Origin of the sequence: Polaromonas sp. (assembly GCF_029945895.1) — a bacterium.
GTDB lineage: Bacteria > Pseudomonadota > Gammaproteobacteria > Burkholderiales > Burkholderiaceae_C > Polaromonas.
This window is the reverse complement of record NZ_JAQSDL010000034.1, coordinates 39,260-53,211: the sequence shown is the minus strand read 5'-3', so window position 1 is coordinate 53,211 and position 13,952 is coordinate 39,260. Positions and strand designations below refer to the sequence as shown.

Below are 13,952 nucleotides of genomic sequence, written 5' to 3'. Positions count from 1 at the left end.
CGCCCGAACACCGCGTGCTGGTGGTGCTGCCGACGCTGCTGAGCTCCAGCGCGACGATTGGCGAACTGACAGAACGGCTTGAGCTGCACTGGCTGGCCAACCGCGAACGCGAGGCCCAGTTTGCCCTGCTGACCGACTGGGTGGATGCCCCGCGGGAAACCATGCCCGATGACAAAGCGCTGCTGGATGCCGCCCTCGCGCAAGTGAACGCACTCAATGCACGCCACCCCGCGCCGGCCGGAGCGCCGGCACGCTTTCTGCTGATCCATCGCCCGCGCCAGTGGTGCGACACCCAGCAAAAATGGCTGGGCTGGGAGCGCAAGCGGGGCAAACTCGAACAGTTGCTGCGCTCGCTGGTCACCGGCCGCATGGACGGCTTCATGCCGCTGGCGGAAGGCCAGCGGCTGGCCGACCCCATCCCCTACATCGTGACGCTGGACAGCGATACCGGCCTGCCGCCCGGCGCCCTGCGCGACCTCGTTGCCGTCGCAGCCCACCCGCTGAACATGCCGCGGGTCGACGCCGCCTCGCGCCGCGTGGTGGCCGGCTACGGCATCCTGCAGCCACGCGTGGTCACGCCGCTGCCGGGACCCGCCGAACGCACCCCTTTTCACCGCCTGTTTGCCGGGCAGTGCGGCATCGACCCGTACAGCAACGGCGTCTCCGAGGTGTACCAGGATCTGTTCGGCAGCGGCAGTTTCAGCGGCAAGGGCCTGCTGCATGTCGCTGCGGTGCATGCCGTCCTCGACGAGCGCTTGCCGACCGGGTCCATTCTCAGTCACGACCTGCTCGAAGGCAGCATCGCGCGCTGTGGCTTTGTCAGCGACGTTGCACTGGTCGAAGAGCAACCCCACCATGCGGGTGTGGCCGCCTCGCGCATTCACCGCTGGACGCGCGGCGACTGGCAACTGCTGCCCTTCATGGCGCACGCCAGGCACTACGGCATCGACGCGTTGGGGTTATGGAAAATGACCGACAACCTGCGTCGTTCGGTCGTCATTCCCGCCACCGTCGGCCTGCTCGCCTGCGTTGTTTTCACGGCGGCCCTGCCGCTGACCACGGCACTGTCGGTCACCTTCGCGGCCCTGCTGGCCGGGCCCCTGCTCGGCGCGCTGGCCGGCCTGGTTCCGACGCGCCGCGGCATCGCCTGGGGTCATTTTTTCCATGTGGGCCGCAGCGAAGTACTGCGCGCCCTGGGCGCCGCCGCCTGGCAGTTCAGCCAGTTGCCGGTGCAGGCCGCCCTGTTGCTCGACGCCATCGCGCGCTCCGTCTGGCGCATGAGCGTGAGCCGGCGCGGACTGCTTGAGTGGAGCACCGCTGCCCAGGCCCAGGCCGCCGCACGCCATGAGCTTGCTGCCTTCGTGCGCCAGCAGGCACCGGTGTCGCTGCTTTGCGCGGCGCTGGCGGTCGCCGCACTGTGGAGTCCCCACCCGGTTGCCGGCACGGCGCTGTTCCTGCTGTGGACGGTGTCGCCGCTGGCCGCCTGGTGGGCCAGCCGGCCGCGTGCGCCGAACCCGGCGCACCACCTGCGCGACGAGGACCGGACCTACCTGCACACGCTGGCGCGCGACACCTGGCGCTTTTTCGAGCATTCGGTCGGTGCCGAGGACAACCACCTGCCGCCGGACAACCTGCAACTGGTGCCCGAGCCGACACTGGCGCATCGCACCTCACCGACCAACATCGGCCTGTACCTGCTGGCCATCTGCTGCGCCCGCGAGTTCGGCTGGATCAGCACGAACGAAGTCATCAGCCGGCTGCAGGCCTCGCTGGACAGCATGGACCGCCTGCCCCGGCACGACGGCCACCTGCTCAACTGGTACGACACACGAACGCTGGAAGTGCTGCAACCGGCCTATGTGTCGGTCGTCGACAGCGGCAACCTGGCCGGCCTGCTGCTGGCCGTCGCGCAGGCCTGTACCGGCCTGGCGAAAAGCGGTGCCGACGGCAAGCCGGCGCAGGCCAGCCTGCTGCAATTGGCCGCACGCTGCCAGGCCCTGTACGCGGCCATGGACTTTCGCGGCCTGTACGACGCCAAACGCCATCTTTTTCATATCGGCCTGCGCGTGCAGGAACATGCACTCGACGCGAGCTACTACGACCTGCTGGCTTCCGAGTCCCGGCTGACCAGTTTTCTGGCGGTTGCCAAGGGCGACGTTCCGCGGCGCCACTGGGCAGCCCTCGGCCGCCCCTTCCTGTCGGTGGGCGTGGTGCCGGGCTTGAAGTCCTGGTCGGGTTCGATGTTCGAATACCTGATGCCCTCGCTGCTGATGTCGGAGCCCGGTTACGGTCTGCTGCACACGGCGGCCCGCGCGGCGGTGGCCGAGCAGCAAGCCTGGGGCGCTGCGCAACAACTCCCTTGGGGCGTGTCCGAGTCCGGCTATTTCGCCCAGGACCATTCGCTGGCCTTCCAGTATTCGCCTTTCGGCGTGCCGCGCCTGGCGCTGCGGCGCACCCCGCCCACCGACCGCGTGATCGCGCCTTACGCCACGCTGCTGGCGACGCTGTTCGATGCGCGCGGCGCCGTGCGCAACCTGCAGCGCCTGGAAAAACTGGGCGCGCGCGGCGAGCTGGGGTTTTTTGAAGCCATGGACTTCACCGTCGCACGCCAGCCGGAAAGGTCGGACGCCCAGGCTTCCAGCATGGTTGAGGCGTACATGGCGCACCACCAGGGCATGGCGCTGGCGGCGCTGTGCAACGTGCTTTGCAGGCATGCACCGCGGCGCTGGTTCTGCGCCGACCCGCTGGTGCGTGCGCATGAGGCCCTGCTGCATGAAAACACCCCGCGGCAGATTGTCCGCAGTGCCGACCCGCGCCTGCCGCCCGAGCCCGGCGGCTACACGCCCGAGCCCGTGTTCCAGTCACGCGAGCTGAACCCGCTGGGCAGCGGCTGGAAACCCACCCACCTGCTGTCCAACGGCCACTACAACGTCGCCCTGCGCGCCAACGGCGCCGGGCTGAGCCGCTGGCGCGGCCGCAACATCACGCGCTGGCGCGATGACCTGCTGCGTGACAGCTACGGCAGTTTCTTCTACCTTGTCCATGCCGATGCGGACGGTACCCCCGCTATCAGCTCGCTCACGGCCCGGCCGGCGCCAGGCCCGGGCTGGCACTACCAGGCCCGTTTCATGGCCGACCGGGTGCAGTACGACGCGCAGGGCGAGGACCTGAGCACCACGCTGACCGTACTGGTCAGCCCCGAAGACGACACCGAACTGCGCACCGTGACGCTGCTCAACACCGGGCGCACCGAGCGGGTGCTGGAGCTGGTGTCCTGTTTTGAGGCGGTGCTGGCCGACCCGCGCGCCGACGAGGCCCACCCGGCGTTTTCCAGCCTGTTTGTGCAGACCCGCTGGGAGCCTCAGTGGCGCGCCCTCATGCTGACGCGCCGGCCACGCCTGCACGGTGATCCGCAGATGACGGTGGCGCATTTTCTGGCCGAGGCCGATGCCGACCTGATCTCGGTGGCGTGTATTGCCGACCGCCGCGTGTTCGCCGGTCGCCACCATCCGGCGCATCAGCCCGCCTTGGGCGAGCAGCCTTTTGATACGCAGGACCAGCCGGTCAACGGCCTGGACCCGGTGGCCAGCCTGCGCGTGACCCTGCGACTGGCGCCGGGCGCACTGGCTCGCCTGAGTTTTGCCACGACGGCCGCCGAGACGGCGGAGGAGCTGGTACCCCGCATCGACAACTACCTGCAGCCCATGCACGTGGAGCGTGCCACCCGCATGGCCGCCACGCTGGCCCAGGTGCGGCTGCGCGACCTGGCACTCACGCCTGAGGAAAACCTGGCGCTGCAGGACATGAGCACGGCGCTGATGTACAGCGTGGGCCGACCGGCGGAACGCAGCCCGCTGGACCAGCGCCAGCTCTGGCGCTTCGGCCTGTCCGGCGACAAGCCCATCGTGCTGCTGCGCATCCATTCCCCCGCCGGCCTGCCGCTGGTGCATGCCCTGCTCCGCGCCCAGCCCTGGTGGGCCTTCGGCGGACTGGCCGTCGATGTGGTGGTGGTCAACAGCGAGGTCAACTCCTACCTCATGCCGCTGCAACGCGACATCCTCGCGCTGCGCGACCGCCTGACGCAGGCGGTGCAGCACAGCTTCCCGCGCGATCAAGCCGCATCGACGGCGGCGGGTTTTTTCCTGCTGCGCGAGCAGGAAATGTCCATTGGCGAAAAGAGCGCGCTGACCGGGCTGGCCCGCGTGGTTCTCAACGCCGACGGGCGGCCCCTGGAAGTGCAGGTTGCAGCCCTGCGCGAAAGCTGGCTGCCCAAGCGGGTCGACGCGGTGGCGCACACCGCGCTGGCCGGTCACGCGCCGGTCGCGGCGGCCGGGGTGGCAACGGGGAGCTTCGACGCCGCCAGCGGCGAATACCGTTTCGAGCTGACAGGCGGTCAGCGCCTGCCCCGGCCCTGGGTCAACGTCATCGGCAACCCGTCTTTTGGTTTTCAGGTGTCGGAGACCGGCAGTGGCTACACCTGGGCCGGCAACAGCCGCATGCACCAGGTCACCCCCTGGTCGAACGACCCGGTGCGCGACCCCGCGTTTGAACACTGGCTGCTGCAGGACCTGGACAGCGGCGAGGTTTTTCCGCTGGCGCCCTCGCTGCTGGCCGCACCGGCCAGCAGCTGGCAAATACGCCATGGCCAGGGCTATTCGGTGTTTGAGGGGCGGCACGCCGGCCTGCAGCTGGAGACCACGTTTTTTGCCGACCTGCACGACGCGATCAAGGTGGTGCAGGTGCGCGTGCGGCTCGAGCAGGGCGGCGCCCGGCGGCGGCTGCGCGCCATCGCCATGGTCGAGTGGCAGATGGGGGAAGCCCGGGGCAACCGGCGCACGCTGCACACCTGGAACGGCGCTGAGCGGGTGGCCGTGTTCGCCCAGCAGCGTGAAGGACGCGGGGGCTTTGGCGGCAGCACGGCCTTCCTGGCCCTCTCAGGTGCGGCGGGCGGAACGCAGTGGACCTGCGACCGCGGGGAATTTTTTGACACGCTGGGCCAGCTGGTGCTGCCCGCCAGCCTGGGCCGGCGCAGCGGCGGCGCCGTCGACCCGTGCGCCGCCCTCGCCAGCGAGTTCGTACTGGCAGGCAGCGAAGAACTGGGGTTCAGCTTCATCCTCGGTCATGCGGCCGACGGGGCCGGCGCCGAGCGGATGGCAGCGCAGTGGGCACAGCGGGACACCAGCCAGGCCCTGCAGCAGGTGCAGTCCTGGTGGTCGCAACTGCTGGGCACGGTGCAGGTCCAAACACCCGACCCCCTGTTCGACGCGCTGGTCAACCGCTGGCTGATCTACCAGACCGTGGTCTGCCGGCTGTGGTCCAAGGCCGGGTTCTACCAGGCCGGCGGCGCCTTCGGCTTTCGCGACCAGTTGCAGGACGCCATGGCGCTGGGCCTGGCCGACCCGGCGCGCCTGCGCGCGCAGATCGTTCTCAATGCCTCGCGCCAGTTCCCCGAAGGCGATGTGCAGCACTGGTGGCACGCACCGGGCGGCGAAGGCGTGCGCACGCATTTTTCCGACGACCTGCTCTGGCTGCCTCATGCCTGCGCGCACTACGTCGACATCACCGGCGACATCGCCCTGCTCGACGAATCGGTGGCCTTCATCGACGGGCCGGCCATTCCCGACGGCGCTGAAGACGCCTACTACCCGCCGCAAACCAGCACGCAGTCGGCCAGCGTCTACGAACACTGCGCGCGCACCATTGACCGCAGCCTGGCCGTGGGCATGCACGGCCTGCCGCTGATGGGGACCGGTGACTGGAACGACGGCATGAACCGTGTCGGCCACGAAGGCAAGGGCGAGTCCGTCTGGCTGGGCTGGTTCCTGTGCCGCGTGGTGCAGGACTTTGCCCCGCTGGCCCAGGCCCGGGGCGAGACCGCTCGCGCCGAGCAATGGCTGCAGGCACGGCAAGGCTGGATCGCCGCGCTGCACGACGCCGGATGGGACGGCGCCTGGTTCCGCCGTGCGTTTTTTGACAACGGCGCGCCGCTCGGCTCCAGCGCCAACAGCGAATGCCGCATCGACCTGATCGCGCAGGCCTGGTCGGTGCTGTCGGGTGCTTCCACCGAGCCCTTCACCGTGCCGGCCATGTTGGCCGTCAAGCAGCAGTTGATCGACCACGACGCCGGTCTGCTGCGCCTGCTGGACCCACCGCTGCAGCATGCCGCCAACAACCCGGGGTATATCCAGGCCTATCCGCCCGGCGTGCGTGAAAACGGCGGCCAGTACTCCCACGCCGGCGTCTGGGCCATGATGGCGCAGGCCCTGAGCGGCGACGTCGAAGCCGCCTGGCGCAGCTTGGAAGCCCTGAGCCCGGCGCACCGTAGCGCCGACCCGGTACGCGGCCCCGCCTACGAAATTGAACCCTATGTGCTGGCCGGCGACATCTACAGCGCTGCGCCCTATGTGGGGCGCGGCGGCTGGAGCTGGTACACCGGCTCGGCGGCCTGGCTGCACCGCGCGGCCATGGAAACGCTGCTCGGCCTGTCCGTTCGCCAGGCCGAGCTGTCGCTGACGCCGCGTGTGCCCGCGCACTGGCCATCGTTTGGCATCACGCTGCGTCTTGACGGACGGGTGGTGACGCTGCGCTGGCAACGCGCCGATGTGGCGCCGGAAGAAGGCTTCAAGCCGGACCGTGTGCTGGCGCCCGGCGAAGTAGTGCGGCTGGCGGACCTGCCGATGCAGGCCAGCCTGCTGGTGCAGGCCAGACCCTGAGGCGACGGCAGCCGCTATCTTCTTTGAAGCATGCTGCGCTTGCCGGACAAGGGTAAGCCGCCGTTTTCATCCGCAGTGCCCGCGCGAGGCAGACTTGTCTTGCAGACCCCGCCGGAGTCGCCCCGCTGCGGGGCGCGGCAACCGCCCGGGCGGTGCTGTTCAGGGAGCCGCCTTATTTGTAAATGCCGCAACCCACGACCAGGTCGTCCATTTTCTCGACATACATGGATTTTTGCTGGACGACTTTGGTGATCGGGTTGGGCCATTTGAAATCGACCCAGCCATTGCCCTTGGCTTTGGCCAGGTCGATGTATTCCTTGACGAAATATTTGCCGTCAATGTCCTTGAGTTCGATCAGCGACTTGCCGACCAGCTTGGGATTGACGCCATGCGCCAGCATCTTTCCGTCCGTGTCAACGGTGGTCATGTAGAGGTCGCGATCCCTGAAAGGGCCGTTCGGATTGCTGAATTCCGCGAAGGCCTTTTCCCTGCCGTTGGCTTTGATGTAGGCAATAGCCTTCTTGACGAGCGCGGTGGCTTCTGCGGCCGACCCCTGTTCGCCGGCAGCCGTGGCAGACATGTTGAAGCTCAGGGCGGCCAGACCGACCACGAGCACCTGGAGAAATTTTTTCATGATGACTGTTCCTTTATTTTCTGAATCCGGACTGCCGGATGAGCACAGCAGGCGCGCAGTGACGCGTGCCTTCATGCATAACGGCCGCGCGCAGGAAAAATGAAGGGCCGGGATCTTTTTTTTGCACAGCCCGGCATTCCCGACCCGGCAGTCCCCTGGTACGCGCCGATGGAGACGATGGTTGGCGCCGGCGTGCAGGCCATGGCGGATCGTGTCCAATACAGACATGACACACCCTGACCTGACGGATCGTCCAGGCCTTCCCTCCCCGCGCGCAGCGGCCTGCTCCGTGGTTCTCCAGGCGGAAGGCCTGTGCTTTTCTTATCCCGAGTGCGAACTGTTCGCCGGCTTGTCGGTTGCCATTTCACCGGGCGTCACCTTCGTGCGCGGCGGCGACGGGCGCGGCAAGACCACGCTGCTGCGTCTGCTGGCAGGGCAACTGCCGGCAGCCTCAGGAATATTGAAGATCAACGGCGTGTCCCTGCGGGATCAAGCCGCGGCTTATCGCCAGCAGGTGTTCTGGACGGAGCCTCGCACAGAGGCGTTTGACCAGATGACGCCCACGCACTACTTCGACATGCAGCGCCAGGCGTATGCCGGTTTTGACGATGGCATGCTGGCGCGGTGTGTGGCTGGCCTGGCGCTGGCGCCGGAGCTGGCCAAGCAGCTTTTCATGTTGTCTACCGGCTCGAAGCGCAAGGTCTGGCTGGCGGCGGCCTTTGCCTCGGGTGCGGCGCTGACGCTGCTGGACATGCCGTTTGCCGCGCTGGACAAAGCGTCGATGGGTTTTATCCTGGCGCTGCTGCAAAACGCCGCCGCCCACCCCACGCGCGCTTTCGTGGTCGCTGACTATGCGGCGCCGGCCGGTGTGCCGCTGGCAGAAACGATTGACCTGGGCGACTAGTACTGCAACACGAAAGTAGCGAGCCAAAATGAAAGTGATGACTTCGTGCCCAGGACAAGGCGCAAGCCGCAGCGAAGGCTGTACGCCTTCGCAAGGATTGCAACGCCGCGATGGGTACGAAGGCGCGCTTTCATGTTTCGATATTTTCGGGTTGCCGTACTAGGCTTTCTCCTGCCGGTAAGCAAGCTGGCTCGCTACAAAGCTGTCGAAGGCCGTCAGCAGGGGCCGGAATTTTTCGGCATGCCCCTCCAGCTGCGCCAGCGCCGCACACGTCGCCTCCAGCGTCGACAACTGGTCGGGCCGATGCGCTTTACGGATGCCATAACGCGACAGCGGCAGGCCCTGCAGCGACAGACGCGGCAACTGCTGCAGCGGCGGGCTGAAGTAAAGCATCTTGCGGCTCTTGCGCCAGGTGCCGTCGAGCACGATCAGGCGCAGCCTGGAGGGCTCGCGCAGCCACCCGGCGGGCAAGGCGGGCGGGGCCGGCACACCCATGACCTGATCCTGCGGTATGTCCGGGTACAAAAGAAGGTTGTGCCGCGGGGTGCCCGCCACGGCCCCAGCCGCCTCAAACGGCGCCGCCAGCAGGGCCGCGTCGGCAAACACCTCGCCCGTCACCAGGCGGCTGCGCGGCAGGCTCAGGTGCAGCAGCCGCGCGCTGCCCTTGGGGTGATCCACCTCCAGCGGGTGCTGCAGGATGAGCACCTCGACCTCGTGCGCCACCGGCCTGACCCAGGCGCAGATGCAGACGCTCTGCGGACGCAGGCAACGCGGACAAAACGGGCGGCGGGGCGGTGCCGTGTTAGCTATCAAATCAATAGCTGCTTGCGCAGACCACAAAAGGGCTTAAAGCCAAAATGGTCAAGAACACGCAAGTGGATCAGGACCCCAGAAACTCGCCAAGAGGCTTGAGGTCGTCCACGCGGTCGCAGACCGACTTGACCATCATCATGATGGGAATGCCCAGCAACAGGCCCCACACGCCCCAGAGCCAGCCCCAGGCCAGAAGGCCGACGAAGACCGCCACCGGGCTCAGGCGGCTGGCCCGGCTGGTGAGCCAGGGCGTGATCAGGTTGCCGACGATGGTGTGAATGAACAGTGAGGCGCCACCGACCACCAGCGCCATGTTCAGCGTCCCGAACTGCAGGAAGCCGACCAGCGCCGTGGCGGCGGCGGTGATGAGTGAACCCACATAAGGCACGAAGTTGAGCACGAAGGCAACAATGCCCCAGACCGCCGCATTCTCCAGTCCGAGGGACAGCAGGGCCAGCCAGGTCAGCGCCCCGACCAGCGCGCTGGTGAGCAGTTGCACCTGCAGGTAGCGCTGGATCTGGCCGGTGATCTCATGCAGGGCCTGCAGCGTCACCTTTTTCTTGCTCAGGCTGGGACCCGCCAGCTTGAGCAGCTTGCGCCGGAAGCTGTCGCCCGACAGCAGCAGGAAATAGGTCAGAAAAATGACGGCGACGGCCTGCCCGATCAGCGTGACCAGGCCGATGGTGCCGGTCCAGAGGTAGTCCTTGACGTTGAAGCTGGCCCGCTCGACCACCACCCGCATGGCGCCGCGGGTGTTGCCCGGTTTGGCACCGTCCTGGGTGGCCTGCTCGATCTGCGACGCGGCCTTCTGCACGGTGTCCAGCGTGCTGTCCGACTGTCCGGTCCTGACCTTCGTCGCATTGCGGAATTTTTGTGCCGCCACAGGCAGCGATTCCACCAGCTGCGCCGCGTTGTCCCGCAGCGACCAGGCCGTCGAGCCGATCGTGCCCAGAATCGCCAGCAGCAGCACGGCAGAACTGAGCCAGCGCGGCACGCGCTTGAGTTCCAGCCAGTTGACCACCGGCGAGAGCGCATAACTGAACAACACGCCGACCATCACCGGGATGAACACCGCCTTGGCCCAGTGCAGCACGAACAGGATGGCCAGGCCGGCCAGCACCATCAGCGACATGTTGCGGATGTCCACCGGCATGTGCAGAAGCAGCCGGTCCGGCTCGGGGAAAGTCGTTACCGCGGGATCGGTGGGATCGGTGGCATCGGCGGGATCGGCGGAAACAGGCCCTGCGGCGACAGGCTCTGTGGGCATGGTCTGAGGCGTTTTTTCTTCACTCATCGGTGTTCCTTGTCTGGCGCTGGACGGGGTCACAGGCTCTCGCCCCCGGGCGGCACCTCCGACACTGCGGGTGTTCATTTCACCGCCACAGGCAGCCCGCCGGTGCAGGACGGCGTCGCCAGAACGGGTAGGCGGCTTCGGCCAGGCGGCGGGCTCACGCGGCGATGGCCTCGCGCACCGCGCTCAGCTGGCGCCGCGACACCGCCAGCAATTCGTCGATGCCGTTGAGCCGCACGGCCCAGCCCTCCCCTTCCTCGGGATCAAAATGTTTTTCAAGCGCGCGCACCGCGCGGCGGGCCACCAGCGCGTTGCGGTGGATGCGCATGAACTGCTGGGCGTATTTTTCCTCCAGTTCGTTGAGGCTGCCGTCGAGGATGTAGCTTTTGCCCACCGTTCGCACGGTGATGTACTTGAGCTCGGCCTTGAGGTACAGCACCTCGGCCAGCGGCACACGCTCGGTCCGCCCGCGGTCCTGGATGATCAGGAAATCAGCACTCGAATCGGTCTCCAGCCCTTTTCCTGCCTGCGCAAGCCGCTCCACTTTTTGTAGCGCCTGCTGCAGCCGCTCAAGGCGCACGGGCTTGGTGAGGTAGTCCACCGCCTCGAGATCGAAGGCCTGCACCGCGTGTTCGGAATGCGCGGTGACAAACACCACCGCCGGCGGGTGCGGCAGGCGGGCAATGGTCTGCGCCAGCGCGATGCCGTCGGCGCCGGGCATGCGGATGTCGAGCAGGACCACATCAAAGGTTTCGCGGCCCAGGGCGTCCATGGCCTGCGCCGCATGCGCGGCTTCGCCAGCCACGCAGGCCGGCGGCGCAGTGCAGTCGCCCAGCAGCGTGCGCAGGCGCGAACGCGCCAGCGCCTCGTCATCCACAATCAGCGCCCTCAGCTTGCCTGTCATAGGGGGATCTCCAGCCTCACTTGAAAAACACCGTCCTTGAACACGGTCTTGAACTGCGCCTGCACATCGTGCAGCAGCGCCAGGCGCTCGCGCACATTGGCCAGCGCCAGCCCGTGTCCCCGCTCACCGACACCGGCGGGCGTGGAGTTTGTCACTTTGACCACCACCACCCCGCCACGCCGTTCGGTGGTGATCTTGATCTGCGCGCCCTGGGCACTGGGCTCCACGCCATGGCGCACCGCATTTTCCACCAGCGGCTGCAGCAGCAGCGGCGGCAATTTGGCCGCATCGGCGTCGGGGTCCAGAGTCCATTGCACCTGCAGACGCTCGCCAAAACGGATCTGCTCGATGGCCATGTAACGCCGCGCCAGGGCAATCTCCAGGCCCAGCGTGACGGCCTCGCCCTGGTCGGCCAGCGCATGGCGAAACAGCTCGCTCAGGTCTTCCAGCACGGCTTCGGCCTTGGCGGGTTCGGCGCGCACCAGCGCAATGGCACTGTTGAGCGTGTTGAACAGGAAATGAGGCCGGATGCGCGACTGAAGTTCGGCCAGGCGCGCCGCCGTGGCCGCCGGTGTACGCGCCTTGGCGCGCCAGACCAGCCCGGCTACCAGCACCGCCGACAGCAGGGCGCCGGCCGCAGCGCTGGCCCACCAGGGCGCCGGATTGAGCAGATTCAGCAGCACCAGCAGCCCGCAGCCATACAGGCCCGCCAGCGCGCCCAGGGAGACGCCAGCCACCCACTGCTGGGTGGTGCCGAGCCGGGCCAGCCGCCCCTTGAGCACGCAGGCGGCAATCAGCCAGGCCAGCGTGGCGGGCAGCACGCCGCCGGTCAGCAGCGAAAACCGCAGCAGCCAGTCGACAAACATGCCGCCACCGAACATCGCGCCGACGCCCACCACCGCCTCGACGAACAACACGGCGCGCAGTACTACGCCGACATTGCAGGCGTCAAACACGTTGACACGGGCCGGCAGGGGCGCAGGCGCATCCCCGGGCTGGCTCAGGCCGCCCAGCACGGTGGACTCCCCAAAGGACGAAAGGTCGGGCTTGAAATGCATGAAAAGGTCGCTTGGCAGGTATCCGGTTTCTGCGCAGGGGCTGGCCCGGAGGTCCCAGGCGCGCCCGCTTTACGGGAACTTCCTGCACGCAGATAAAATCAGGTTCATGAGTATTGCACCGGCAAGCCGCTTGAAACCGGTGTCAAACCCGTACTTCCCCCAATAATGTTGCCGCCGCGACACGCCAGCGCGGCCGCCAGACGGTCCTCCACAGAAAGCCTCCCGTGAGCCAACTCGACAAAAAATCCCAAGCCTGGTCCGCCCTGTTCTCCGAACCCATGAGCGACCTGGTCAAGCGTTACACCGCCAGTGTGTTTTTTGACAAGCGCCTGGCTGACGCCGACATCACCGGCTCGCTGGCGCATGCCGAGATGCTGGCCGCGCAGAAAATCCTGGGCGCCGCCGACCATGCGGCCATCCAGCAAGGCATGGCGCAGATCCGCTCTGAAATCGAAGCCGGTGCCTTTGAATGGAAACTGGACCTGGAAGACGTGCACCTGAACATCGAGGCGCGCCTGACGCAACTGGCCGGCGACGCCGGCAAACGCCTGCACACCGGCCGCAGCCGCAACGACCAGGTCGCCACCGATGTGCGCCTGTGGCTGCGCGGCGAGATTGATCTGATAGCTGCGCTGCTGACCGACCTGCAGAAGGCGCTGGTGGACATTGCCGAGAAGAATGTCGAGGTCATCCTGCCCGGCTTCACCCACCTGCAGGTGGCCCAGCCCGTCAGTTTTGGCCACCACATGCTGGCCTATGTCGAAATGTTCGCGCGCGACGCCGAGCGCCTGCAGGACGTGCGCAAACGCGTCAACCGCCTGCCGCTTGGCGCCGCCGCTTTGGCCGGCACCAGCTACCCGCTGGACCGCGAACGTGTCGCCAGAACCCTGGGCATGGTCGATGCGCAAGGCCAGCCCCAGGTCTGCCAGAACAGCCTCGATGCTGTGAGCGACCGCGACTTTGCGATTGAGTTCACCGCCGCCGCCTCGCTGGCCATGGTGCACATCAGCCGCATGAGCGAGGAGCTGATTCTGTGGATGAGCCAGAACTTCGGCTTCATTGAAATTGCCGACCGTTTCACCACCGGCTCTTCCATCATGCCGCAGAAGAAAAACCCCGACGTGCCCGAACTGGCGCGCGGCAAGACCGGCCGCGTGGTCGGCCACCTGATGGGCCTGATCACCCTGATGAAGGGCCAGCCGCTGGCCTACAACAAGGACAACCAGGAAGACAAGGAGCCGCTGTTCGACACCGTCGACACGCTGAAGGACACGCTGCGCATCTTTGCCGAAATGGTGGGCGGCATCACCGTCAAGCCCGAAGCCATGGAGCGCGCGGCACTCAAGGGTTACGCCACCGCCACCGATCTGGCCGACTACATGGTCAAGAAGGGGCTCCCCTTCCGCGATGCGCACGAGGCCGTGGCCCACGCGGTGAAAGCCGCCATCTCGCACGCCGTGGATCTGTCAGAGCTGCCGCTCGCCGTGCTGCAGCAGTTCAACCCCAAGATCGAAAAAGACGTGTACGACGTGCTGAGCCTGCGCGGCTCGCTGAACGCCCGCAACACCCTGGGCGGCACTGCGCCGGCACAGGTGCGGGCGCAGATCGCCCGGCACCGGGCGCGGCTGGCCTAAG

Annotated in this window: 8 protein-coding genes; 3 read left to right on the top strand and 5 right to left on the bottom strand. The window is 67.1% G+C overall.

Going from position 1 to position 13,952, the window contains the following annotated elements:
* Window positions 1–14: 14 nt before the first annotated feature.
* On the top strand, window positions 15–6,713 hold the full coding sequence (locus tag PSV33_RS04310) for a glucoamylase family protein (protein ID WP_300559119.1): 6,699 nt from the start codon (window positions 15–17) through the stop codon (window positions 6,711–6,713).
* Window positions 6,714–6,885: 172 nt separating this feature from the next.
* Here the strand turns inward: PSV33_RS04310 and PSV33_RS04305 are convergent, their stop codons facing one another.
* Window positions 6,886–7,347 carry a cache domain-containing protein gene (locus tag PSV33_RS04305; protein ID WP_300559116.1) on the bottom strand — a complete coding sequence of 154 codons (462 nt, stop codon included), beginning with the start codon at window positions 7,345–7,347 and terminating at the stop codon, window positions 6,886–6,888.
* A gap of 226 nt (window positions 7,348–7,573) precedes the next feature.
* On the opposite strand from PSV33_RS04305, the gene PSV33_RS04300 reads away from it, so the two are divergent.
* Entirely contained in the window at window positions 7,574–8,251 is a 678-nt protein-coding gene (locus PSV33_RS04300; protein WP_300559113.1) for an ATP-binding cassette domain-containing protein, read from the top strand.
* A gap of 159 nt (window positions 8,252–8,410) precedes the next feature.
* On the opposite strand, the gene PSV33_RS04295 is transcribed toward PSV33_RS04300, so the two are convergent.
* The 4 genes from PSV33_RS04295 to PSV33_RS04280 form a co-directional block, all read right to left on the bottom strand.
* Window positions 8,411–9,064, bottom strand: a complete 654-nt coding sequence (locus tag PSV33_RS04295; protein WP_300559111.1) for a tRNA-uridine aminocarboxypropyltransferase — start codon at window positions 9,062–9,064, stop codon at window positions 8,411–8,413.
* A 67-nt stretch (window positions 9,065–9,131) separates the two neighbouring features.
* A complete protein-coding gene (locus tag PSV33_RS04290; RefSeq protein WP_300559108.1) occupies window positions 9,132–10,358 on the bottom strand; it encodes an AI-2E family transporter in 1,227 nt (408 codons plus the stop codon).
* 154 nt (window positions 10,359–10,512) lie between these two features.
* A complete protein-coding gene (locus tag PSV33_RS04285) occupies window positions 10,513–11,259 on the bottom strand; it encodes a LytTR family DNA-binding domain-containing protein (protein WP_300559106.1) in 747 nt (248 codons plus the stop codon).
* Window positions 11,256–12,317 carry a sensor histidine kinase gene (locus tag PSV33_RS04280; RefSeq protein WP_300559104.1) on the bottom strand — a complete coding sequence of 354 codons (1,062 nt, stop codon included), beginning with the start codon at window positions 12,315–12,317 and terminating at the stop codon, window positions 11,256–11,258. The genes PSV33_RS04285 and PSV33_RS04280 overlap by 4 nt, the downstream gene beginning before the upstream one ends.
* 224 nt (window positions 12,318–12,541) lie before the next feature.
* Between PSV33_RS04280 and argH the strand changes: the two genes are divergently transcribed.
* Window positions 12,542–13,951, top strand: coding sequence for an argininosuccinate lyase (argH, locus tag PSV33_RS04275; protein ID WP_300559101.1), 1,410 nt, complete (start codon window positions 12,542–12,544; stop codon window positions 13,949–13,951).
* Window position 13,952: the final 1 nt, after the last annotated feature.

Coding starts and splice junctions, on each gene's coding strand:
- PSV33_RS04285 (WP_300559106.1), bottom strand. CDS start 11,259: ATGACAGGCAAGCTGAGGGCGCTGATTGTGGATGACGAGGCGCTGGCG.
- PSV33_RS04290 (WP_300559108.1), bottom strand. CDS start 10,358: ATGAGTGAAGAAAAAACGCCTCAGACCATGCCCACAGAGCCTGTCGCC.
- PSV33_RS04305 (WP_300559116.1), bottom strand. CDS start 7,347: ATGAAAAAATTTCTCCAGGTGCTCGTGGTCGGTCTGGCCGCCCTGAGC.
- PSV33_RS04280 (WP_300559104.1), bottom strand. CDS start 12,317: ATGCATTTCAAGCCCGACCTTTCGTCCTTTGGGGAGTCCACCGTGCTG.
- PSV33_RS04300 (WP_300559113.1), top strand. CDS start 7,574: ATGACACACCCTGACCTGACGGATCGTCCAGGCCTTCCCTCCCCGCGC.